This window comes from Cupriavidus sp. WKF15, from assembly GCF_029278605.1.
Taxonomy (GTDB): domain Bacteria; phylum Pseudomonadota; class Gammaproteobacteria; order Burkholderiales; family Burkholderiaceae; genus Cupriavidus.
This window is the reverse complement of sequence record NZ_CP119573.1, coordinates 824,142-847,319: the sequence shown is the minus strand read 5'-3', so window position 1 is coordinate 847,319 and position 23,178 is coordinate 824,142. Positions and strand designations below refer to the sequence as shown.

The window sequence follows — 23,178 nt, the reverse complement described above, 5'->3', positions numbered from 1 at the left end:
GTCGGCAGGTTACTTCCGAAAATGTGAATGCGACCCGATAACGGGGCGCGGGCTGGCCTTTGCCGAATCTGCTCCTTACGTTTCATTTGCCGAGTGGTGCTACCGGAATAATCCCTGGGAAGATATAGGCTTGCAGAAGCGCTATCAGGCCAATCACCGCGGCTCCGACGATGGAGTGCCAGAAAATGGTGCGGAAGATTGGTCCAAGCGCATGCGACCTCTCCTCTGGTTCGTCATAGCATGCCGCGCAGGCCACCATGATGGACTGCGCGTCGATCATTTTCCCCATCACGCCGCCGGTCGAGTTCGTGGCAACGATCAGGATCGGGTTCAAGTTGAGTTGCTGGGCAGTGATTCGCTGCAGGCTGCCGAATAGGGCATTGGAAGCCGTGTCGGAGCCCGTCAGGAAGACGCCGAGCCAGCCAAGGTAGGCGGCAAAGAAGGGATACAGGAAGCCGGCGCCGGTGAACGCGAGGCCGAGCACGGCGTCCGTACCGGCGTACCGCGTCAGGAACCCGAGTCCGAGGACTTGTGCGATCACCAGGACTGGAATCTTCATGCGCTGGAGGGTCTGGCGGAAGGCCGCCTTCCATTGTGCCGCACTGAGCCCGAGGACCAGGCCGGACAGGATCGCCGCGACGAACACCCCGGTCCCGGCGGCAGAGAGCCAGTTGATGGTGAACCTTGCCACCTCCGGCTTGGCATTGACTGGCGCCACCGGCGGCATCCTCTGCACCAGGTTGTGCAGCGCAGGCATGTCCCAGACGGGTAGCGAGAGCGTCCCTGAGAAAGGTGAGCCGAGCAATGTCGTAGAGAACGTGACCGAGGAGAAAAGGTTATTCAGGTACTTCTTGAACTCTGGCATGCCCCAGATGGCACAGCAAAGGATCAGGATCACCCAGGGCAGCCACGCATAGACTGTCTCGCGTGTCGTGTAAGCGTACTTCCATTCGGTGTTGTCGGCCGGGGCTGTCGCACTGGCCTTACCGGCCGCGGCCAGCGCCTCGCGCTCGGCCCTGAGCAGGAAGCGTGTCTTCGGATGCCAGGCAAAGCGCAGAAAGAGTGCGGTGCAGATGACCGAAAACACGCCGGAGACCACGTCCGTCATCAGGTGGAACTCGTTGGTCCCTGACGCGAACCACTGCATGACGGCGAACGATGCCCCCGCGCACAGCGCTGCCGGCCACACTTCGAATGCCTCCTTCCAGGTGCCGCCTTCCATCTTCACGAACGTGGCAACAAGCCAGAAGGGGACCAGGATCGAGACAAAAGGCAGTTGGCGGCCGGCCATGGCAGACAGCGTGACTTGGTCCAGCCCGCTCACCGCCGCCAGCGTGACGATCGGCGTGCCAATCGCGCCCCACGCGACGGGCGCGGTATTGGCCAAGAGATTCAGGACAGCGGACTGGAAGGGCTTGAATCCCAGGCCCACCATCACCGCACCGGCGATTGCCACGGGTGTCCCGAAGCCCGAGGTTCCCTCGATGATCGCCCCGAATGAAAACGCAATCAGCACGCACTGCAGCCGCCGATCGAACGAGATATGGATGATGGACTCCTTCACAATCTCGAACTTGCCGGTTACCACCGTCATCGTGTACAGGAACATTGCGGCGAGAACGATCCAGATGATTCCCAGGAAGCCGGAGAGGGATCCGAGCGCAAACGCTGATGCCGCCGAGGCAAGCGGCATCCTGAAGACGATGCAGGAAACCAGGAAGGCCGCGATGACGCCATAGAACGCCGCATAGGGTGCGGAGATGCCGAGGTGCACGTTGCCGTGCGGGTCACGATGCCGATGCAGGGCGATGAAGTACAGCAGCACAAGGATTGGAATCGCTGCCACCGCTGTGGAAAGAAACACGTTCCCGAGTGGATCGTATGTCTGCTGGTACATGGCTTCCCTCATTGGTTACCCCGTTCAAATGAATCGGAGGCTGCACGGGCATTTGGCGAATTCGTATCCGGTACGCGAGTTGTCTGATGCCGGAGAAAGAGCAGCGTGGTCCGCAAAAATTCTACTGCCGCGTGTACCAGCCAGCAAACCAAAATCAGGACGCAGCGGCACCTTACGTTTCAGATTCGGGCTTGCTGCATTGCGGTATCGAGCATTGTCAAGGGGGATCCGTCGCGCGTTGACGTGCCCATCTCGCCACCTATACTCGAGTCAGATGGTGGGCGTTCGGAGACAGTCGGTACGTCGTTACCGTGGCTCCTGCTCTCCATGCTCTGTCGCTCGGATTGGCCGTAGCGCAGCCGAGCGGCATTTCGTTCTAGCGCGCGGCAGGCGAGGAGGACGACATGTTCAAACATCTTCTGCTGGCAGTCGATGGCTCACCCTTGGCCGAATCGGCCTTCCACAAGGGAATCGCATTGACGAGAGAGATGGGAGCCCGCGTCACCGCGGTGCGCGTCTGTCCGGACTACCATCTGATGAGCTATCACGTTGAAATGTTGGCGAATACCCGCGAGGAGTATGCAAACGAGGCACTGAAGGTTGCGACCCAGTATCTGGATAGTCTTGCGCGAGAAGCCCGCGCTAGCGGCGTGGATTGTCAGACTACCTATGTCGCTAGCGATCATCCCTATGAGGCCATTATCAAGACGGCCGAAGACAAGGGCTGCGACTTGATTGTGATGGCGTCTCATGGGCGGCGCGGCGTGCAGGGGATCCTGATCGGGAGCGAGACGTTGAAGGTACTGACTCACAGCAAGATTCCCGTGCTCGTCTATCGCTAGCGCGGCGGAGGTCGTGAAATCGGTCGGCGCAAGGAGGTCAACAGTTGTTTTGGCCACAGCAGCTACCGCGGTCCGCTACCGACCTTCTCGGCCGTTGGCACGGCGATGCCAATGGCCGTAAGGACCTACGTAGCGGCCATCGACACTCCGCGCAGTACGTTCTCCAGACCCAACATCATTCCGGGCGAATATTGCCCTGTTTAATGACTGTCGCCCATTTTGCGCGCTCCGCATCAAGGAACTTTCGAAATTCTTGTGGCTTATCACCAGAAGCCTCCGCGCCGATTGCCGCGAGACGTTCCTTGATTGCGGGTTGTGCCAAGACTTCGATTGTTGCCTTGTTGATCTTTTCTATGATTTCCGCAGATGTGCCAGCAGGCGCGAACAAGCCATTCCACTCATACACCTGGTAGCCGGGAAGTCCGGATTCCGAGATGGTGGGTACATCGGGCAACGTGGTGGAGCGCTTTGCGCCTGTGGTCGCCAGTACCTTCAACTTCTTGCCAGAGACCAGTGGGTAAGACGCTGCCATGTTGCTGAACATCATGTCCACCTGGCCACCCATCAAGTCACTCAAGGCTGGTGCACCCCCTTTGTAGGGAACGTGAAGCATAGTCAGTCCAGACTGTTGACGGAACAGCTCTGCTGCCAGATGCTGTGCGGTGCCGGAGCCCGCGGACGCATAGGTGAGCTTTCCAGGCGTAGCCTTTGCGCGCGCCACGATATCCTTGGGCGAGTTGAATGGAGAGTTTGGAGGAACCACTAAAAGGTTTGGCACTAGTACCACCAGGGAGATGGGGGCAAAGTCCTTCGCGGTATCGTAAGGAAGCTTCGGTTGCAGACTAGGGTTGACCGAGTGAGCCGTAGCATCCAGTAGCAGGGTGTAGCCGTCCGGCGCAGCCTTGGCGACCGCGCCGGCACCGATCACACCGCTTGCACCGGGGCGGTTGTCTACGACAATGGTCTGACCCAGCTTGGTACCCAGAGGCGCAGCTACGATGCGGGCGACCGTGTCGGCAGCGCCGCCTGCGGGATACGGAACGACGAGACGGATTGGATGATCGGGATAGGCGGCGCTGGCACACGTGGTGGCGCACAGCAGTGTGAGGCCGGCAATGGCGCCGGTAACGGACTTGAACATTTTCTCGTCTCCAGAATGTTGTAGTTGTGTACTAGACCGTCGCGATCGGGGTCGCCGGCGAACCTACTGCGCCGGGAAGGCGCAGAGGTGGCGCGGTCAGCAGGAAGCGGCTACGATTGTTCTCGCGCAGCCAGTATGCCAATGGTGTCAAATGCCACAGCTCGCCGAGGTGAATGCCATTCTTGAACAGGCAATGTTCATGCAGCGGCAATCTTGGCCCGCGAATGGGGGAAGGCGTCAGCGGTTTCGGCACAACCAGCTCCACGGCGGGGTTGTCTGCCAGCAGGCATGCCAGGCGCGAGTCGGTGATCCAATTGAGCAGCTTCGCGTCGTAGCCATCCAGTCCGGTGCCGGATTCGTGGAGTACCTTGAGATCGGGCGACTTGTTCATCGATAACAATGTGTCGGCGAACCCGGTATGGAGGCAGACCATATCACCCGACTCGACGGTTACGTTATCTGCTTCCAGAATGCGCATGAGCTGGTCGTAGCCGACAGCCTGTCGTTTACGCCCAATGTGGCGCTCGATGTCGATCATGACGCCGCGGCCTTGGGCACCGTGCTCAGCAAGGACGGCGATACTCAACGCTCCGGCTTCCGGGTTTTCGTATCTTGCCCACGCCTCGGGCGCTTGAGTCTCGACACCGGCTCTGATGTCCTCGCCGGCCCGAAAGCCGTTGTAGAAGACAGCTTCGTCGCTGCCGTCACCGTCGGCATCGAAATGACTGCCTACGTGTGCAAGGCTGTCCCACTGCGTTGAATACTGCAGGCTCATGAGCACGACATCGTCATTGACCACGTCCGTCAGATCGGGATCCTCGGAACGGTACGACCAGCAGAAACCCTGCTGCCCGGCGCTCTTTCCATCCCGAAGGACTGCGAAGCGCCGCGGTGGCTGCCGACGCATGTTCATAGTTTGGCCGCCGGGGTAATCGAGGGGAAGCGAAAGGCAGAACGTAATGCCTTCGCGTACCTCTGCGACGCCTTGCAGTACCTTGGCGCGATCCACCAGGTTCATGCGTCCGCGCTGGTCGTTCGGTCCAAATTCGCCCCAATTGCTGCCGGCCGGCTTCCGCTGCCACCGGCGCTGGGATGCCTCGCTCATGTCGGCTCCTTACCCCTGCTTAAAGAGTTCAGCCAGTACGTTTGTCGCGGCGGCAACACCCATGTTGACGAAGGCATCGCTCGTTACGCCGCCGATGTGCGGGCTGATGATGAACTTGCTGTTTCTGAAGAAGGGATGATCGGCGGGCGGCGGTTCTTGCTGCAACGAATCCAGGCCTGCTGCGGCCACTTTGCCGCTCTCAACCGCTGCCAGAAGCGCGCCTTCTTCAATGAGTCCACCGCGCGCGGTGTTGACGACGATAACGCCATCCTTACATTTGGCCAGGTTATCCGCGTTGAGGAGTCCTCGATTCTCGGTGGTCAGTGGACAATGGAACGATATGACGTCCGAATTTCGCCAGATCGTGTCGAGGCTGACGTGCTCGATTTTCGCCGGCAGATCGGTGGCATAAGGGTCATATCCAATGACCTTCATGTCCATGGCATTCGCCATCTGTGCGAAACGTCGGCCGATCGCCCCCAGGCCTACAAGTCCGAGCGTGCGCCCCTTCAGTTCGAGGCTTTGATGCGTCGATTTGTCCCAATGGCCGTTGCGTGTGCGCTGGTCTAGGCTCACCACCGATTTTGCGCAGGCTAGCATTAGCGCCAGCGCTTGTTCGGCCACTGCTGCCGCATTTGCGCCTGTCGCGGCCACGATTTTGACGCCACGAGCCTTCGCAGCTTCCTGGTCGATGTTGTCGATGCCACTTCCGTGCTTTGACAGGACGCGAATCGACGGCGCCGCGTCGAGCGCCATGGCGCCGACCTTGCTTGTGCGGACGATGATAGCCACAGGCGCGTAACGCCGGCAAAGTTCTGCGGTCTCTTCTTCGGTTGCCGCTTTTCCTGCATAGACCAGTTCGAAGTCGGACAGCAGCGCGACTGCCTGTGGCGCAATGTTCGCCGCGGTCACGACGATTACGGGCTTGTCCGGCGTACTCACAGCGTTTCCCCAGCCTTCAGGACACCTGCGGCACGCAGGGCATCATCCAGCCAGGATGGTCGCAGTGCTTCGCCAGACTTGATACCTTCGATGCGTTTGCGCTCCGCCGCTACCTTCTTTGCAGCCTCCTCAATCAGAGCCGGGGCTTTTTCGCGCTCGATGACGACCACGCCGTCTGCATCGCCGATGACCAGGTCTCCCGGGCGCACCGTAACGCCGCCACATTGAATCGGATGATTCACGCGGCCGGGTACGAATTTGGTAGGCCCGTTGGGATTCAGTCCTACAGAGTACATCGGGAAGCCAGTCTCGATGATCTCTTCGGCATCACGCGCAGCGGCGTCCAGGACGACGGCCGCGACACCGAGTGCAATGCACTGATTAACCATGATTGCGCCCATCAGCGCGCTGCTTTGGTCGCCTTTGCCATCGACGAGAATGACGTCGCCTGGTTGAGCTAGCGCCATGGCGGCGTGAATCATGAGGTTATCGCCCGGGCGAACTTCCACGGTGACAGCCGGACCGCAGAACTTGCTTTTTTGGCTCAGTGGTGCGATCCGCCCGTGCAGGCCGCCGCGGCGTCCCGCTACATCGGCGAAGATCGAAGACGCGTACTCGGACGCCTGCTTGACGATATCGGACGAAACGCGTTCGAAATCACGGATGACATCAGGGAGTTGTTGGGTTGCCGACATAGTTGCTCCTAAAATCTGCGAGTGAATCCAGCCGCGCAGTTGGCAAGCCAACCGACGGATTGTGAAACTGCGAAAGTGGAATCCGGCGCGCGGGCGCGCGCCGAGGCGTTAATCGATGGTCGCGCCCGAGTCTCTGACCACGACTCGCCAGCGAGCAAGATCCTTTTGCAATAGGCCTGCAAATGCTGCGGTACTACCGCCCAAGACCTGTCCGCCTTCCGCCTCGATCTTGGAACGAACGGCCGGGACCTGGAGTACTCGATTCAATTCAGCGTTGAGTCTTGCGACGACGGGTGCCGGGGTGCCGGCGGGTGCAAGCAGGCCGAACCATGTGTCCGCGTCAAATTGCTTCACGCCGGCTTCCGCTACGGTGGGCGTGTTAGGCAATTGCGGCGAACGCTTCGCAGAGGTCACAGCGATTCCGCGCAACTTGCCCGTCTTGATTTGACCCATCACCGTAGGGACGGAGCCAATATAGATTTCTACCTGGCCACTCAAAACGTCGGTGAGAGCCTGCGATGCACCCTTGTATGGAATATGCTGCATCTTCACACCGGCCTGCTTCTGCAGGAGTTCCATGGCGAGGTGTGCGACCGTACCATTGCCCGGCGTGCCGAACGTTACCGTGCCTGGCTTGGCTTTCGCGGCGGCAAGCACGTCGGCCAGGTTCTTGTATGGTGAACTGTTGTTGGCAACAATCGCGAGAGGTGCGGAGGCAATCAAGCCGATGGGCGTCAGATCTTTCGCTGGGTCATACGGCAGCTTCTTGTACAACGACGGGTTGATGGCAAGATTGCTGGTCTGGCCGAATACCAGCGTGTAGCCGTCAGGCGACGCTTTTGCCGCAGCCTCGACGCCGAGATTGCCGCCAGCACCTGGCTTGTTGTCGATGATGATGGTCCACTTCAGATCCCGGCTCAGTTGTTGGCCAATTTCGCGCGAGAAGGTATCCGGCGCGCCGCCCGGTGGGAAGGGAACGATCAGGCGAATGGGCTTGGCCGGATAGGTGTCTGCGGCATACGCAGGAAGGCCAGGCACTGCAGCCATGGTGCAGGCGGCCAGAACGCGAAGGATGATCTTCAAGGGTGTCTCCAATCGAAGCCTTGTATTTGTGCCTTGACTATAGATGGCTGTTCCGTGCTATACAATTGCGTTGTCCATAGCGGAACATGTGCCATGAAACGGAATGCTCAGCCGGAACAGGTGCCGGAAGGTGCGGATAAAGACACAATCATCGCGGTCACCCGTGCCTTGCAAATTCTCGAGGCCTTCTCTGCCGATGACGCTTCGTTGACCCTGTCGGAGTTGAGCCGACGGGTCGGGATGGGCAAATCGACCGTGCTGCGCACGGCGCGGACACTGGCGCAAAGCGAGTACCTGGTCCAACGCGAAGATGGCCAATGGCGCCTCGGAGCGGCCGCAGGATGGCTGGGCGCGCGCTATCAGGCTGCGTTTCGCGTGAATGAAACGGTGGAGCCCGTGCTCAGGCGAATTACCTACGAAACACGCGAAAGCGCGGCCTTTTATGTCCGGGAGGGAGACACTCGGGCCTGCCTGGTGCGAGTCGAAGGACCGGGCGCGGTGCGGCACCACGTGCGCGTCGGGGAAAGGCTTCCTCTCACCGGAGCGCCGGGCAGAGTGTTGCGGGCATTCGCAGGCGAAAGCGGCGAGCCATACGAGGCCATTCGCAAAGATGGTTATTTCATTTCAATGGGCGAACGGGAGCCTGAAGTTTCGAGCCTGGCTGTCCCGGTGTTCGGAATCAATTGGACTTTGGCCGGGGCTCTTTGCATCTCAGGGCCCATTAGTCGGCTGACGCGAGATAAGTTGGCGGAGTATGTGGATCTGATGCTGGCCGCCGGAAAGGAAGTGTCCTATGCAATTTCCGGCTCCCGGGATCAGACCGTCCGGCCTACGACATGGCATCCCTGATTTCGAGGGGGCGATTCTGAGCCAATGCTCTGATTACCTCATGAGAGCCAAGTGTCTAGTGGCCCGATGAATGGTGATCGTGAAAGGCACTTCGCTGAGGCGGTCAGCGACCGATGTCTGGCGCACTCTGGTCGTTAAGTTTCGAATTGCGAGTGACAGGTGGTGGCCGGTCTCTGCCCACATGTTGCGCACCCGCGCTTCCTTGAACATCTCTTTCACCGCTGTTGCTTCCACCGGATGCGGCCCCCGCCGGGTGCTCAGGACCTGCAGCGGCTACCGCCACCCCCACCATCGGGTCGCCAATATCGCAGACGCCTCCTGCACGCGGTCACACTCCGCTGAGGTGCTGGCAATGTACGCGAAACCAGCGGTCCAGCCCCTGCTGCGCGCCGGACCAAGTCGGCATCTCGCCGACTGCGCCGGGCGCCAGACCAAGGCTTTCCCACGCCGACTGCAAGAGTTGATCAACTGGCTTCCAGAAACGCCCACCCAGATTCTGCGGCTCTAGAACAACGTCGTAGGCCATAATCCAGGCGAAAAGAGCCCGCCGGTCTTGCTCCGAAGGCAGCTCGGTCGACTGCAGCGCCCGTGGCGGGGGCCTGCCGATCGCGGCCGCCTCCAGCCATGCGGCCAAGGCACCACCTAGCGGCTGCTCGGCCAGTATGGCCGACAGCGCGACGCCCCGGCGCAGGTCCGCGAGCAGGTACAGGCAGGCGCGCGGCGGCGTCTGCCCCCGAAAGAGGGTGCAGTGGAGGGCCCAGGTACGGGCCGGGGGCGTCTGCAAGGACATGGGCGATAACTGGAGAGCCGCTTCCTATCACAAGCAAAGTTCGCGCCGGCCGAGATGTCAAGCGCTGGCCACTCTGGAATGCGTCGCTGGGTCCGCATGGGCCTGGTCGCGAGGGCATGCCTCGCGCACCACACAGTCCGGTTGGGATGGCTTCGGGAGGCCGGCCCTCGATTGCTGCGCCGCACAAATCCAGGAAGAATTTAGAGCAGTCGCACTGATTTCGTTCCTAGGCTTTTCCCCAAGATTCCATCACTTCATGAGGTAATGACCGTGTGCCTAAGTGGCGACGTTGCCTCAGCAGGAGCCAAACTCCTATTCTGCTGAAATGTAGGTCTTCAATTCCTCTTGGTTGCCATGCGATTAGCTGATTTCATTTTGCGGGACATGGAGCACATTTTGGCGGAATGGGAGGCCTTTGCCACCACGTTGCTGCCGGCTGCACGTGCCTGAACTCTCTCGCCCTACGCGACAGCGCACCGCAGATCCTGCAGGCCATTGCCAAGGATCTATCAACCTCACAAACGAGGGACGCTCAGCGCGAAAAGTCACTGGGGCGGGCCCCCACACTGCCCGACGCGCCGGAAACTGCAGCGCAGACGCACGCCGTCATGCGGGCGCGTGGTGGCTTCAGCATTAACCAACTGGTTGCCGAGTACCGCGCTCTTCGCGCCAGCGTGCTGCGCTTGTGGCTAGACGAATTTCAGTTGGTCGCCGACGACTTGGACGACATGGTCCGGTTCAACGAAGCGATCGATCAGGCAATCGCAGAATCGGTGGATTTTTTCGATGCGGAGGTAGAGCAGTCTCGCAATCTGCTGCTCGGCATGCTTGGGCACGATATGCGAAGTCCCCTCCAGACCATCCAGATGACCGCTAAATACCTGGCCGCGCTGAACGCCGGGGAGAAGGTATCAGAAGCGGCAACCCGACTGATTCGAAGCGGTGCCAGCATGAACGCGCTTTTGGATGATCTGTGCGATTTCAACCGAACGAAACTCGGCTTGGGCATCAACATCGCGCCTGATGAAGTCGACCTGGCTAACCTGGTTGGCGATACCGTAGACCAGTTGCGTGCCGCCAATCCAGACCGCCGCATCGATCTTGAGGTAAGCGGCGACCTACTGGGTGTTTGGGACGGCGTGCGCCTGCAGCAACTGATTTCAAATCTGGTGCTCAATGCGATAGCGTACGGCGCGCCGGACAAGCCGGTCCGCATTGCAGTCACCGGTCTCGATGCGGAAGTCTGTCTAGAGGTTATCAACAGCGGTCCTGCCATTGACCGGCTGACGCTGGACCGGATTTTCGAGCCGCTGCGCAGAGGCCCAAATCAGGAAGACAACAACCCGCGCGGCCTCGGGCTCGGGCTCTATATTGCGAGCGAAATTGCCAAAGCCCATCAGGGATCAATTGAGGTTCGGTCCGACCAGGCAGAGACTGCGTTTGCTGTGCGTCTACCGCGTCGTGGGTAGCAGCCTCCACGAAGGTCTGAGCTAGGAAGCGGCTTCCGTCTTCCGGAGTGCAATGGCCGCTAGCGAGGCTGAATTGACGTCGGAATGTCCTTACGACGTGCTGACGAGCGACGGCTCATGGCCGGGCAGTGCCCTTGGCCATTAGGGCGGCCGCTAGTCGCTTGCCGCCCCGCTCCGAGCCTTCGATCTGTCACCGCTTCGAGGGAGATAACTCCTAACTAACGGTCGTCCACCTAATTAGACTCATGCAACTCCCCAACTCTTGCTATTTCCACTTCGATCCGAGATTCTCTAACCCGGCTTTCTTCAGGTCTTCCGGAGCCATCACTACGCGAAACTCGCAGTCGGCGTTGAACATTAGAAACCACGGCTCTGCGAGCGCAGGAATCTGCGACGGCTCATCGAGGTTGACGACGAGGATGGCTCCGCGTGTTCCGTTTTGCTCGGTGAAATAGGCGGCTTCCGGCTTTGTTTCTTCTAGTATCCTCGCCATCACTTCCCCAATGGTGCCTTCGCGCACGAAGGCATTAAATGGCTCGTGGGGAATTCGTATGTTGAGAAGCATGCGCATGATCATCCTCCTTGCTTGAAGCCCTGAATGGACTTTTCAAGCATAAGAGTTCCCCGACGTTGCTTTAGTGGTCTAGGCAACACAAGGCTAGACTCCTCGCTCATTCGTGCGGAACGGTACTGAGCATGAGCATCTAAAACCAGGGAACTGATGCGGGAGATAGACAGCGGCCGACGTCTGCAGTTTGTCGCGAGCTGACGCTTGAGTGTCAGCCCACGCTCGCCGGCGAACGCCGGAACTGGTCGGTCGCGGTCAGATGCCAGCCGTGAATCTGCGACCCCTTGCGGCCATTCGACCCGTCGCCGTCCCAACGGCGGATTTCAAGCTACAACGGTCACGAGGCAAGCGTCCGCCCAGCACCGTCTAGACGTTGCAGTTCCCCGCCGAACGATAGATGGCCCTATGTCGGAATCCGCTCGGGATCAGGATGGTTACCATAAGGGACCAAGGCGACCCTTCTCGACAGAGAACGCCAGATGGTACAAACGCTGGTGTCGTCAGCGATGTCGCCGAGTCTGAGTAGACCGTATGGGCACGCTCAGTACGGGAAATCGATGGGCGGAGTGATTCGCTAGGCTCCCCCGGTGGAGTCTGTGTTATCTCCGCCTGGGCGCAGGCTCGAACGCCCCCTCGGCTAGCGCAACGCCAAGCCGCAGTCTGGAATGGTCATTTAGCACCTTCACGATCAGCGCTCGATGCTCTCGCTGGGCAGACACTGAGCCTCGCAGAGCGTCCAAGAGCTGGAGTGCCATGGCGACGTCATGACCGTCCGCGCGCAACTCTCGTACAAGGGCAATCTGGCGGCGAATGCGTTGGCGTCCCTCAGTGATATGCCGGGTGCTCATTTCGAGATCCCGAAGCTCCGTCTTAACGTCAAGCACGTGACGTCTCCCGACTGAATCCCCCTAAGGATAGGACGTTGCATAGACGTCTCCCTGAAGGGAATTGGTCGCGTGCCGGACAACGGGCTGGGTGAGATAACTGCCTGGCGGCCTGCCTAGCAACGTGCGCCCAACGACACGGCGCATGTAGGACAGAACCCATAGTCATCCATGCCAGAGGCGGCAGAGACTGGCAACATCAGCGTTTTAGGTGAGGTGTCCAGCAATGAAACACACACGCCCACGGGACCACCTCTGTGCATTTTTGCTCGATAACACTGCGCCGCATAGGGGCTGGAAGCTGCATCAGAACAGTGTCCGTGAGACGGTAGCGCGAAGCCGTCGGCATGACCGGGGGCGATACCTCTGCATTCAACGAATGCCGACCGATGAGGGAGGCACACCATGATCCAACCCGACACAGGCCCTACATTCCGAGTTCTGCCACCTACCGCCGAGCAAGACTCGGAGGTTCGCCACTATCAGAACAGAAAAACGAGGTTTGGCAAGCCATGGGATATCCCGGAACTACGCGGGATGCTCGAAGACATGTTGCTGCCGCCGAAGGCCGAGGATGGTGATCGGGAGGATGTTCTTCTGGGGCCGTCGGCTGCCGCGGAACGCGCGTCATCGTTCGTCGACGAGGCCATGGAACCGATTGCGGCATACGAGGATTGGAACGCCGCCATGGAAATGGAAGGGATGAAAGGCGAAGCGCGCTAATGCCGCTTACCAGGTGGAGATGGCGCTTGTCGTTGCGAGCGGCAGGCCAATCCCGGCAGCCGGGTCGGCCATTGGCTGGATTTCGATAAAGGGCCGCTTCGACTCGACCTTGCCGAATATGGCGGCAAACGGAATGTCGGCGGCATCGCGGCCGGTGCCGATGCGCAGCAGGCCAGTCGGAATGGATACCCCCGAGGGGTCGAGCAGGTACCATCCGCCCGACAGGAACACCTCGACCACCGCGTGAAAGTCCGGCGCACCCATGGCGGGGTCCGCGCCATAGTCCACGCTGCTGGACATACGGGCGGGAATACTCAGGGCGCGGCAGATCGCGATCATCAGGTGGGAAAAATCCCGGCATACGCCAGTGCGCTCGACAATCGTATCGATCGCCGAGGTGCGCTCATTGGTGGATCGCGAAAGAAAGCGCACATGGTTGCGCACCCACTCCCGAATCGCATACACGCGCGAATAGCCGGGGCGCATGCCGCCAAACTCGCGCATGGCGAACTCCATCATGCGGTCGGATTCGCAATACCGGCTCGGTGCGAGGTACGAAAGGACATCGAAGGGGAGTTCGGCGACGGGTACCTCCGTGAGTGACATACCATCGTCCAGGCGATGATCGATGTCCACCACAGCTTCATAGCGGATGGCCAGCGGGCCCTTGTTCGCACGTATCCTGAGCAGGCGGTTGCAGAGTGGATCCGTGTACCGATCGGCTTCAACCGGTGGCGTGAGCGCCAGACGCTCGGAGACAACGGACTGTCTTGCGGTCTTCGCAGCTTCGACAATCAACAGAAAGTCTCCTGTGGGATCCAGGATCTCATAGGACAGGTTCACCGAGTACCTAAGACGGTTCATTGCTGACCTTGTGTCGACATGGGGGCGGAAATGGTGCCGGCCGCGTGAACGGCTCTGGCCACCATTTCAGTGTAGCGCCGGAAGCGGGCGAAAGGTCTGCATCAGCGGGCACCGCAGGTGCGACGCAGCGCCTGCCTGATCAATTTGTAAGCGGGTTAGGACGGTGTGCATCGCCCCCCTATACTGATAGGAGCAGCGTTTCAGTAGCCAGGTGCTTCTGGTTCGCCTATCACTCGTTTCCGGGCCTTCCCCCTCGATGACGTCTTAGGACTGGTGACTCCTGAAGTCACTCACGGGGATCCCTGGAAAATTCATGCAAGATGCCGCGCGGCGACCGCCGTTCGCCCAGTCCCCCAGTAGTCAAGTCAGTCAGTCATTCGCCGGGATTGATGCAACCGATGTCTGGCGAGGGAGACTCTTCTCCGCAAGACCATTCGCGAAGCTGGTCTCCGCCTTTGCTCCTGCGCTTCCGCGTTTCAGACTGGCGGAGCCGTGCTCTCATCGTGATGACGATGCCGTAACGATTTCCAGCAATGCGATATGGGTGGAGATGATTACCCGCTGGCAATGGAAGATCGGTGCCCATAACGGTGACCATTTTTCAACACTGCCATCACTATTTCAGCCTGGCAAGCGATGAAGGAACATATCGTGCCGAAAGAATCTGCAGAGACCACTTACCGGGCCATACATGTCACACGCCTTCTACGCGACCGCCCGATGGGCAGGCCGCCGAAGGGAAACACCCAGCGATTCGGAGTCATGCGATTGGCAGCGTCCCGGTGGCATCAGGCAAATATGCTGCTGATTGACTGGGATCGTGCTGTCAACGAAGGCTGGCCAGACCTGCGGTCACCGTCCTGCACCCGCACCAGGGCCATCAGGAGCATGGGCCGCAGCCATCAAGCAAGCATCCGCCGGCTCGCCGGAAATGGAAACTGAGATTGCGTGAGGTAATTTCATGCGTACGCTGCTGTATTTCAGTCTGAGAGACAAGGCCACCGCGCGACTTGCACAAGCGCGACTGGGCGATCTGGCCGGTACCCCGACACTCGTCGCAGGGCCGTGGTTTGTCCAGCGCGACAATCAGCCCGTCGACGGACTGCCGAGGATCGACGTCGGTCAGACCACGTACCGCGAAGAGGCGGCGATCACAGGAATCTTCGTCGGCGCGATCGTCGGCGCGCTTGTCATCTTCAGATACGGCGTTTCCGCCGGCGCCAGTGCCACTGCCGTTGCGTATGTTGGTGCTGTCATGCTTGGCGCGATGATCGGATGGTGGGTCGGCGGATTGGTTGGCGCCAGGATTGGCCGCCTTGCACTGTGGCGGCAGAATGCGCAAATGGCACCGGGCCAGTTGCTGATGATCGCCAGTTGCGATTCGCGATCGAAGGAAGCCCTGAAGGAGATCATCAACGAACTGGGCGGCGTCGGGGTCGACGAGCATAGTGACCTGATGCCGAATTTCAGATGGCTATGACTGCCGCTTCGGATCGGCCGTGCCGATGCGTCCCCGGAAACGTATGTTGCGCGGCCTGAGCGAGAAAGAAGTTTGGCGGCCGAATCCCCACGTACCTATGGTTGGATCCTACTGCTCCGGACTCACATCAACTTCAATCCCTACTGGTCGTGGTATTACGTTGAAAAACTCACTCCTCCTGGAAGGTTGAAGATGGCTATGGATCGCGTGACGGAGTACCGTGGGTTCGATATCCATGTCGATCTCAATCTGGCGTCCAAGGACATGTTCGACGTCTGGTTCCAGGTTGAGGGACCCATGAGTCCGCCAGGCGTTGCAGCGATTGGCAAGCGAATCAAAGTCTTTGGCGGGCCGTACTCCAGACGTTGGGTTTACCTGGTGGCGGAGCTGGCAGGACGGGCCGCCGTGGACGTTATTCTTGGGCCGGATGAATGAGCGGAGGCCGAGAGCGGAGGTCAGATATGCAACGACGCGCCACGATTGGTGAATATGAAGTGTTGATCGAAGCGGAGCAACACCACGGTCCCACCCAGTTGGCCGGAGCGGTTGGCTACGTAGTGCGCTACTCGCTTGCTCGTACGGATTGCCGGCCCATCAGAGGCGATCTTCCCAGCGCACATTCCTTCGATCTCATCGACGGCACCGACTACTTTCACAGCGTCGATGCGGCGCTGGACTACGGAGAGGCAAAGGCTCGCGATGACATTGCTACCTTGTCACCGAATGTAAATCGGACACATCAAGGCATATCCGCGTATGCTCAACGTTGAAAGGAGACCAACATGTCTCAGAACAACGCAATCTACAAAGGCTTCAGGGTATCTGCAAGGGTGCGTCACGCCCCCGGTGCGGTCCTCGGCGGCGACCTGGTTCAGCCGCGCTTCCTCGCTACCGTAACGATCACGCAGGTGAGTACAGGAATGGGATCCCGCAGACGGCTGCCACCCATGATCCAGCATTTTGCCAGCGCCCCGCATGCTGCCATCGCGCTGGCCTTGTCATCAGCCAGGGACGCGATCGACGGCATGTCCACCTCCGTCAAGGCGAGGTAGCCCGTCGGCCATGCCACAGGCTCAGATCGAAAGAGAAAGGGGAGACACCATGTCAAGACAGGTCAAGAACAAGGCCGAACTGCGCGCCATGCTTCGTGCGGAACAGGCAAAATTCTCGGAATGCGAGGGCGCTTGCTTTGGCGACGTGTTCTGGCATGCCGCGGATGCCAGCGGCTGCAACTGGAGTCTGTCAACCATGGAAGGCGACAACAGCGCCGCATGCCTGGAGGCGATCCGCCCGTTCGCTAGCCAGCTACGCGAGATGTACAACGTGCCGGACGAAGGGAAGTAGCGAGCCTCGGCCAAAGCCATCCACGAAGCAATCCACCTTAAGACGCACCGCTTTGCGGCCATAGGCCGCACTTCTGTCTTTCGTCAGGAGTATGCGTCTGCACGTAAGTTCTATTCCGAAGAAGGGCTTCCGCGTTTGCCATCAAAGACCGGCCAGCGATTCACCTGCGACTTGGCCTTCGATAATGTGTTCGCCGTGTTGCATGGCCGCACGCTTCGCTAACCCCAAGTCAGACCAGTGCATATCCGGAACGTAGAACACGCGCGCGCTTGTGCCGCTCGGTGGCGAAGCGGTCGTCTGAATGGCACGGTCGGGGCGACATCGCACGTCGCTTCCTGGCCGGACTCTGACGTCGGCCACCCGCCCACGGGTGCGCTGGTGCCGTGTCATCGATCGCAGCGGGTACGGACCCTGCCCGTCAGCTCTCGGGGTCATACCCAAACTCGCGGAGTTCCTGCGAGCAGCGGCAAGCTTTTGCGATCTTTGCAGCCCACAGGATGGCGGCTTCGCGCGATGGGAGCTGCAGGACACAGAAGCCGCCGTCGAACTCCTTCGTCTGGGGATAGGTTTCGTTTGTGACCGTGCCGTCTGCGGCGACCATGAGTGGTGCGACATCCTCATTGATACCACCACCGAACACGTACACGCCTGCAGCCTTCGCCTCGCGCACGACCTCGCGCGCAGCTTCGCCCACGGGGGCAAAGTCCTCGGCGAGGACTTTCATCGCCCTTCCAGGAAAGGAGATAAGGTATTTCGTCATCGTTCGGTCCTTCGGTTGAGGTCAGTGCTGTCTGTGAGGCCCTAACGTGTTATGGGGCGATGTGTAACGCGCCCTAATACGAATGACAGAAAACGGCCGCCCAAAGCAGACAATCAACGTTCAATCTGCACGCGCATCGACCGCGCGTCTGGCAAACCCAAGGCTTCCGCCGCAGCGTAAGAGAGATCGATAATCCGGCCTTTGACGTATGGTCCACGATCGTTGATGCGAACCACAACCGACTTTCCGGTAGCCAACGATCTGACGCGCACATAGCTGCCGAGCGGCAATGTTCGATGGGCGGCAGTCAATGCGCCGCCATCGTAGCGTTCACCGTTTGCGGTCGAATGCCCCTGGAACGTTGCCGAATACCACGACGCCTCACCGGATTGCAACATCTCGTGCTCGTGCCGAGGGCGACAGGAATCAGCTCTGCACGCAGCATGCTTGGTCGGAATCTGTCCGCAAGCCGTGAACAAAGCGCAGAATCCCAAGACTCCAAAATAGCGAAGTGATAGCACCATAGACCACCCATCAGTGATTGTGACGTGGTTCTAACGGTCTCCAGAAGTTCGCGTTGGCGGCGTGCCAGGTTACGTGACACCTTGACAATATTTTAGGTGACAAGCGACGCCCCTGAAGGTCCGACCCAATACTGAGAGCGGGAAGAATCTTGATGGCGTCTTTTCAGAAGCGCTGCGGATTGTCAGCCTGGCTCAAGCACAACTGCAGCAGTAAGCGGGGGGCGGAGTCCCAAGCCCGCATTACTTTCCGAGAAGCCGCAAACGATCCTCGCTATGGAAGGGTGAACCCTGCATTCAGATCGGAGCCTTACGCTATTCGTTTTGAGGATATCAGGTCTTGGATTTTTTGATTTTACGATGGCGCGGGCGCTTCCTACACTCCCCCGAACAATAGAAACATGCGGAGACAGACATCGTGATTACCTCACTATCGCCAACTTGCGCGAAGCCTTGGCCGCGTATCGTCGCCCCGCTCGGATGGGTTCATCACGTCGATTGAGACCGGCGTGTTTGATATCAGCGGCGTGCAAGGAATCGGAGGACCGTATGCGCCGCGTTGTTTCGGTTTGATGTCTGTCCCCGCGGCCTGAGCGGTCCGGGTAATTCCCACAAATACCGGGACCGGTGCGCGACCTGCGTGCCGGCAAGCCGTGCCGCCGATCCGGCAGCACGCTCCCCGGATGCCATCGCGCCCGCATGACTCGTCGCCATCCCCGGCGTGGGCCCGTGCGATCGCTCGGCAGCACATGAAGGAGACCCCTGTATGAGCTTGTTCCGAACCAAAGACATTGACGCCATGCTGGCGGACCGCCACGTTGGCGGCCTGAAGAAGGTGCTGGGTCCGATGGACCTCGTGCTGATGGGCATCGGCGCCATTATCGGCACCGGCATCTTCGTGCTGACCGGCACCGGCGCTTTGACCGCCGGCCCGGCGCTGACCGTGTCTTTCGTCATTGCGGCCATGGCCTGCGGCTTCGCCGCGCTGTGCTATGCCGAGTTCGCCTCCGCCATCCCGGTGTCGGGATCGATCTATACCTATAGCTACGCGACTCTGGGCGAGATCATCGCCTGGATGATCGGCTGGGACCTTCTGCTCGAATACGGCCTGGCTACCTCGGCGGTGTCGGTGGGCTGGTCGGGATACTTCCAGTCGCTGGCGGCGGGTTTCGGCCTGCATTTACCGGCGGCGCTGACGGCAGCGCCGGGGGCGGTGCCAGGCGTGCACACCTTGTTCAACCTGCCGGCTTTCCTGATCATGTTAATCACCACTTGGGTGGTGTCCTGCGGCGTGCGGGAGTCGGCCCGACTCAATAACGTGATGGTGGCGATCAAGATTGCGGTGGTGGTGCTGTTCATCGCGGTCGGCGTCTGGCATGTCAAGCCGGCCAACTGGCAGCCATTCGCGCCGTTCGGGGTATCCGGCATCTTCAATGCGGCAGCGCTGGTTTTCTTCGCCTTCATCGGTTTCGATGCGGTGACCTCGGCCGCCGAGGAAGTGCGAAATCCGCATCGCGACCTGCCCGTGGGTATCATCGGCTCGCTGGCGGTCTGCACAGTGCTATACGTGATAGTCGCGGCGATCATGACTGGCGTCGTCCCCTTCGCCAAGTTCGCCGGCATCGACCATCCCGTGTCCCTGGTGTTGCAGTACGCAGGACAGAACTGGGTGGCCGGCTTTGTCGACCTGGGCGCTATTCTCGGCATGACCACAGTGATCCTGGTAATGACCTTTGGCCAGACTCGCGTGATCTTTGCCATGTCGCGCGACGGACTGTTGCCCGCCAAGCTGTCGTCGGTGCACCCGTTGCACGCCACGCCGTTCTTTGCCACCTGGACCGTCGGCATCGTGTTCGCGATGATCGCCGCCTTTGTGCCGCTCAATGTGCTGGCCGAGTTGATCAATATCGGCACGCTCTCCGCCTTCACGCTGATCTCGATCGCGGTGCTGGTGCTGCGCCGGACCCGTCCCGAACTGAAGAGGGCCTTCCGCTGTCCCGGCGTGCCGGTGGTTCCGCTGCTATCGGTGGGCTTCTGCCTGTTCCTGATGGCGCACCTTCAAGCGCTGACCTGGATCGCCTTCCTCACCTGGCTCGGGATCGGGCTGTCGGTCTACTTCCTGTACGCGCGCCGCAACGCGGTGCTGCACGGTAGCGCCAGGTAGCACGCAGGGCCGGCCGTAAGCGCCTACATGGACGCCACCGTTTGCCAAGTCAAGAACGGGTGAATGGATGTCGAGGCCGACCTTGGAGTAAGCGAAAACCCCAGCCCCTTCCGTACCTAGGATCTCGGTAAGATGCCAACCCGGCGCTGGCGCGACACAATCGCCCAAAGCCGAACACGATGGGGGCTCCGCGCCCATCAAAGCCGCACCGCACTGCAACCCAGGCGGTGTGCCAAGGAAGGCAGAGCTACAGCTTTGCATTCCACACGTCATGGAGAAGAAGTTGAACGATCGTACCCACGCAGCCGCTGTCCGCCTGTTCGGCACCGGCGAAGGCCTGTCCCACGAGCGCGTGACGCTCGCCACGGATCCGCAATCCGGCCTGCAGGCCATCATCGCCATCTACAACACGAGGCTGGGCCCCGCCTTCGGCGGCTGCCGGTACTGGGCCTATTCCGCCGAGACCGAGGCGCTGTCCGACGCCCTGCGCCTGTCGCAGGGCATGGCCTACAAGAACGCGCTCGCCGGGCTGCCGTTCGGCGGCGGCAAGGCCGTGATCCTGCGCTCGCCGGCGCAGACGGACCGCCAGCAGCTCTTCCGCGCATTCGGCCGCATGGTGGAGTCGCTGCGAGGCAGCTATATCACGGCTGAAGATGTGGGCACGACGGTGGACGACATGCGCGCTGTCCAGGCCGAGACCGGCTACGTCAGCGGCATGCCGCGCGACGGCGGATTCGGTGGCAACCCCTCGCCGTGGACGGCTTACGGCGTGTTCGTCGGTATTCAGGCGGCGGCGCAGTACCGCCTGGACCGCAAGTCGCTCGCGGGGCTGTCCGTGGCCGTCCAGGGACTGGGCTCGGTAGGCTGGGAACTCTGCCGCCGCCTCCATGAGGCGGGCGCGACCTTGACCGTGGCGGATATTGACGCCGGGCGCACGACGCAGGCGCAACAGCAATTTGGCGCACGCGTCGTATCGCCGGAAGCCATCACGGGCGCGGATGTCGACGTATTTGCTCCTTGTGCGCTGGGTGCCGTCATCACCCCGGCCGTGGCCGAAAGCTGCCGCTTCCAGATCATCGCCGGCGGCGCAAACAACCAGCTCGCTTCACTGGCCGAAGGTGACACCCTGCATCGGCGCGGCATCTTCTACGCGCCCGATTTCCTCATCAATGCCGGTGGCATCGTAAGTTGCGCCCGGGAATACCTCGGCGGCGTCGACGATTCAGCCCTTCGCGACGAAGTGGCTGGTATCCGCGACCGGGTGCTCAGGCTCGCGCAACGCGTAGAGTCGACGGGCGAGGCGCCGGCACGCGAGGCGGTGAAGTGGGCGCACGAGGTGTTGTCGCACGGCATCGGCTTGAACTGAGCACCAAGCATCGCGAGACCAAAGCCGCTTGAAAACAAGGAGCGCATCGTTGATGGCCAGCCGCCAGGCGACGCGCTTCTTGCCTACTTCTTGTCGCTCGGACAAGAAGTAGGTCGCCGGCTACGCCGGCGAAACAGCAGCGTCTGCCAAGGGCGACGCCCCAATCATCACCGCAGCCCCGGGGACGCTAGCGAAAAACGCCCCCGCCAAGCACAATGAATCCCCTCTATACATAAAATTTCCCCCCAACCCGCCCCGCAATTCAGCGATGAACCAAAAATTTGCCGTTGCCCTGTTTGTGGTCGCGCTCGCAAACTCGGCGAACGCCGCGCCTGACGAAGACAGGCTAGGTAAAGCCAAGGGATATCCGCTCGGAACACTTGGGAATTTCTCCTACGACGAGTCCGTCAGGGTGGGCTCGTTTTCCGCGCTGGGTGACATTTCGGGCATCAAGATGAATGTGCTTGCCCCAAGCGTCGCGCCGATGGTTCTGTCGCGCAGCGACAGCGAACCGTCCATCCGCTGGGACGTCGATCATCTCAAACGGCTGACGATTGACGACTATCTGGCTCGCCAACGAATCATGGGCCTGTTGATTATCAAGGATGGCGTGATTCAGGTGGAGCGGTATCAGTATGACCGTCAGCCGTCGCAGCGGTTTCTGTCCAATTCGATGGCCAAGTCGATTACCTCCCTGGCAGTGGGCTTTGCGCTCCAGGAAGGAAAAATCGACTCGCTGGATGATCTCGCCGAACGCTACGCCCCCAAGCTGGCCGGCACGCTGTACGGCGGCACCACGATCCGCAACCTGTTGCGCATGTCGTCGGGGGTGCGCTTCACCGAGAACTACGACGGCCACGACGATCTGGCGCGCTTTGCCCGGGCGGCTCAACGCGAGGGTGCGGAGGCAGCCGCCAGGCTCATCACCGAGCGGGAGGCGCCTCAAGGCACGCGATTCTCTTATTCGAGTGCCGAGACCGATATTCTCGCAACAGTCGTGCATCGCGCCACAGGCATGACGCTCAGCGAATACCTGACGCCGCGCCTGTGGCAGCCCATCGGGGCGGAAAACTCCGCGCTTTGGCGGGCCGATGGTACAGGGATGGAGCGGGCGGCGGGGAACTTCAATGCAACACTACGGGACTATGGGCGCTTGGGCATTGTCCTGGCGAACAACGGTGTCCGCCCGGATGATCCGCAACAGAGGCAGATTGTGCCGAGGGAATATTTGCTGGATAGCACGGATTCGCGGCGAATTCCGGAAGCATTCCGGCCCGGCAAGGCAACTGCCTATTATGGCTATGGTTACCAGTTCTGGATATTCCCCGGCGAGAAACGGCGCTTTGCCCTGCTCGGTGTGTACGGCCAGATGATCCTGATCGATCCCGAATTGAAGCTGGTCATGGTACAGGCGGCGGCGAACGCGACTCCCAAGGCGGGACAGACAACCCTTGCCAAGGATGCGGACGCGTTCTGGCGGGGTGTCGTCCGGCACTACGGAAGCTGGTAAAGCGCAAGGTCTATGCGCTCGGTCGTTTGCCGTGAGCAGTCGGCTCTTCCCGACAATGGCGGATAGTCTAGCCATGCCACTTGTCCTTTCATGGCTGGAAACGATCAGCGACATATCGAGGTGCTTGCCTAGTCTCAATCTAGCCCCGAAAATCAACCTCCAGCGCTCCCGCCAGCAGCCT

Annotated in this window: 23 protein-coding genes and 1 pseudogene; 13 read left to right on the top strand and 11 right to left on the bottom strand. The window is 60.4% G+C overall.

What is annotated here, in order from left to right:
- Positions 1-82: 82 nt before the first annotated feature.
- On the bottom strand, positions 83-1,897 hold the full coding sequence (locus tag CupriaWKF_RS21195) for a lactate permease LctP family transporter (protein ID WP_276102721.1): 1,815 nt from the start codon (positions 1,895-1,897) through the stop codon (positions 83-85).
- Positions 1,898-2,301: 404 nt separating this feature from the next.
- On the opposite strand from CupriaWKF_RS21195, the gene CupriaWKF_RS21190 reads away from it, so the two are divergent.
- Positions 2,302-2,739, top strand: a complete 438-nt coding sequence (locus CupriaWKF_RS21190) for a universal stress protein (protein ID WP_276102720.1) — start codon at positions 2,302-2,304, stop codon at positions 2,737-2,739.
- Positions 2,740-2,914: 175 nt separating this feature from the next.
- Here CupriaWKF_RS21190 and CupriaWKF_RS21185 read toward each other — a convergent pair whose 3' ends face one another.
- The 5 genes from CupriaWKF_RS21185 to CupriaWKF_RS21165 all read right to left on the bottom strand — a co-directional run bounded on the left by CupriaWKF_RS21185 (position 2,915) and on the right by CupriaWKF_RS21165 (position 7,705).
- Complete coding sequence (locus CupriaWKF_RS21185; protein WP_276102719.1) at positions 2,915-3,880, bottom strand: tripartite tricarboxylate transporter substrate binding protein; 966 nt, start codon at positions 3,878-3,880, stop codon at positions 2,915-2,917.
- A 31-nt stretch (positions 3,881-3,911) separates the two neighbouring features.
- The gene (locus CupriaWKF_RS21180; RefSeq protein ID WP_276102718.1) at positions 3,912-4,985 is read right to left on the bottom strand and encodes a cyclase family protein; all 1,074 of its coding nucleotides are present in this window, start codon (positions 4,983-4,985) and stop codon (positions 3,912-3,914) included.
- A 9-nt stretch (positions 4,986-4,994) separates the two neighbouring features.
- Positions 4,995-5,927: a hydroxyacid dehydrogenase gene (locus CupriaWKF_RS21175; RefSeq protein ID WP_276102717.1), complete on the bottom strand. Its 933-nt coding sequence runs from the start codon at positions 5,925-5,927 to the stop codon at positions 4,995-4,997.
- The gene (locus tag CupriaWKF_RS21170) at positions 5,924-6,622 is read right to left on the bottom strand and encodes an RraA family protein (protein ID WP_276102716.1); all 699 of its coding nucleotides are present in this window, start codon (positions 6,620-6,622) and stop codon (positions 5,924-5,926) included. Before CupriaWKF_RS21170 ends, CupriaWKF_RS21175 begins: the two co-directional genes overlap by 4 nt.
- A gap of 108 nt (positions 6,623-6,730) precedes the next feature.
- Entirely contained in the window at positions 6,731-7,705 is a 975-nt protein-coding gene (locus tag CupriaWKF_RS21165) for a tripartite tricarboxylate transporter substrate binding protein (RefSeq protein WP_276102715.1), read from the bottom strand.
- A gap of 93 nt (positions 7,706-7,798) precedes the next feature.
- Here CupriaWKF_RS21165 and CupriaWKF_RS21160 point away from each other — a divergent pair, with 93 nt between their 5' ends.
- Entirely contained in the window at positions 7,799-8,554 is a 756-nt protein-coding gene (locus CupriaWKF_RS21160) for an IclR family transcriptional regulator (RefSeq protein ID WP_276102714.1), read from the top strand.
- A 328-nt stretch (positions 8,555-8,882) separates the two neighbouring features.
- Here the strand turns inward: CupriaWKF_RS21160 and CupriaWKF_RS21155 are convergent, their stop codons facing one another.
- The gene (locus tag CupriaWKF_RS21155) at positions 8,883-9,344 is read right to left on the bottom strand and encodes a hypothetical protein (protein WP_276102713.1); all 462 of its coding nucleotides are present in this window, start codon (positions 9,342-9,344) and stop codon (positions 8,883-8,885) included.
- A gap of 354 nt (positions 9,345-9,698) precedes the next feature.
- On the opposite strand from CupriaWKF_RS21155, the pseudogene CupriaWKF_RS21150 reads away from it, so the two are divergent.
- Positions 9,699-10,813: pseudogene (locus CupriaWKF_RS21150) on the top strand (sensor histidine kinase).
- Positions 10,814-11,078: 265 nt separating this feature from the next.
- On the opposite strand, the gene CupriaWKF_RS21145 reads toward CupriaWKF_RS21150, so the two are convergent.
- Complete coding sequence (locus CupriaWKF_RS21145) at positions 11,079-11,384, bottom strand: panthothenate synthetase (protein WP_276102712.1); 306 nt, start codon at positions 11,382-11,384, stop codon at positions 11,079-11,081.
- Between the two features lie 1,286 nt (positions 11,385-12,670).
- Here CupriaWKF_RS21145 and CupriaWKF_RS21140 point away from each other — a divergent pair.
- Positions 12,671-12,988 (top strand): hypothetical protein, encoded by a 318-nt coding sequence (locus tag CupriaWKF_RS21140; RefSeq protein WP_276102711.1) that lies wholly within the window; start codon positions 12,671-12,673, stop codon positions 12,986-12,988.
- Between the two features lie 6 nt (positions 12,989-12,994).
- On the opposite strand, the gene CupriaWKF_RS21135 is transcribed toward CupriaWKF_RS21140, so the two are convergent.
- Positions 12,995-13,852 carry a transglutaminase family protein gene (locus CupriaWKF_RS21135; protein ID WP_276102710.1) on the bottom strand — a complete coding sequence of 286 codons (858 nt, stop codon included), beginning with the start codon at positions 13,850-13,852 and terminating at the stop codon, positions 12,995-12,997.
- 313 nt (positions 13,853-14,165) lie between these two features.
- Between CupriaWKF_RS21135 and CupriaWKF_RS21130 the strand changes: the two genes are divergently transcribed.
- From CupriaWKF_RS21130 to CupriaWKF_RS21105, 6 genes are all read left to right on the top strand, one after another.
- On the top strand, positions 14,166-14,492 hold the full coding sequence (locus CupriaWKF_RS21130; protein ID WP_276102709.1) for a hypothetical protein: 327 nt from the start codon (positions 14,166-14,168) through the stop codon (positions 14,490-14,492).
- Between the two features lie 321 nt (positions 14,493-14,813).
- Positions 14,814-15,332, top strand: a complete 519-nt coding sequence (locus CupriaWKF_RS21125; protein ID WP_276102708.1) for a hypothetical protein — start codon at positions 14,814-14,816, stop codon at positions 15,330-15,332.
- 198 nt (positions 15,333-15,530) lie between these two features.
- The gene (locus tag CupriaWKF_RS21120; RefSeq protein WP_276102707.1) at positions 15,531-15,767 is read left to right on the top strand and encodes a hypothetical protein; all 237 of its coding nucleotides are present in this window, start codon (positions 15,531-15,533) and stop codon (positions 15,765-15,767) included.
- A 26-nt stretch (positions 15,768-15,793) separates the two neighbouring features.
- Positions 15,794-16,102 carry a hypothetical protein gene (locus CupriaWKF_RS21115; RefSeq protein ID WP_276102706.1) on the top strand — a complete coding sequence of 103 codons (309 nt, stop codon included), beginning with the start codon at positions 15,794-15,796 and terminating at the stop codon, positions 16,100-16,102.
- A 12-nt stretch (positions 16,103-16,114) separates the two neighbouring features.
- Positions 16,115-16,384 carry a GTP cyclohydrolase gene (locus CupriaWKF_RS21110; RefSeq protein ID WP_276102705.1) on the top strand — a complete coding sequence of 90 codons (270 nt, stop codon included), beginning with the start codon at positions 16,115-16,117 and terminating at the stop codon, positions 16,382-16,384.
- A gap of 49 nt (positions 16,385-16,433) precedes the next feature.
- On the top strand, positions 16,434-16,676 hold the full coding sequence (locus CupriaWKF_RS21105; RefSeq protein WP_276102704.1) for a hypothetical protein: 243 nt from the start codon (positions 16,434-16,436) through the stop codon (positions 16,674-16,676).
- Between the two features lie 418 nt (positions 16,677-17,094).
- On the opposite strand, the gene CupriaWKF_RS21100 is transcribed toward CupriaWKF_RS21105, so the two are convergent.
- Entirely contained in the window at positions 17,095-17,436 is a 342-nt protein-coding gene (locus CupriaWKF_RS21100; protein WP_276102703.1) for a YciI family protein, read from the bottom strand.
- A gap of 113 nt (positions 17,437-17,549) precedes the next feature.
- A complete protein-coding gene (locus CupriaWKF_RS21095; RefSeq protein ID WP_276102702.1) occupies positions 17,550-17,834 on the bottom strand; it encodes a septal ring lytic transglycosylase RlpA family protein in 285 nt (94 codons plus the stop codon).
- An 889-nt stretch (positions 17,835-18,723) separates the two neighbouring features.
- On the opposite strand from CupriaWKF_RS21095, the gene CupriaWKF_RS21090 reads away from it, so the two are divergent.
- The 3 genes from CupriaWKF_RS21090 to CupriaWKF_RS21080 all read left to right on the top strand — a co-directional run bounded on the left by CupriaWKF_RS21090 (position 18,724) and on the right by CupriaWKF_RS21080 (position 22,997).
- Complete coding sequence (locus tag CupriaWKF_RS21090; RefSeq protein ID WP_276102701.1) at positions 18,724-20,121, top strand: amino acid permease; 1,398 nt, start codon at positions 18,724-18,726, stop codon at positions 20,119-20,121.
- 271 nt (positions 20,122-20,392) lie between these two features.
- Positions 20,393-21,487, top strand: a complete 1,095-nt coding sequence (locus CupriaWKF_RS21085) for an amino acid dehydrogenase (protein WP_276102700.1) — start codon at positions 20,393-20,395, stop codon at positions 21,485-21,487.
- A gap of 268 nt (positions 21,488-21,755) precedes the next feature.
- A complete protein-coding gene (locus CupriaWKF_RS21080) occupies positions 21,756-22,997 on the top strand; it encodes a serine hydrolase (protein ID WP_276102699.1) in 1,242 nt (413 codons plus the stop codon).
- Positions 22,998-23,178 lie beyond the last annotated feature (181 nt).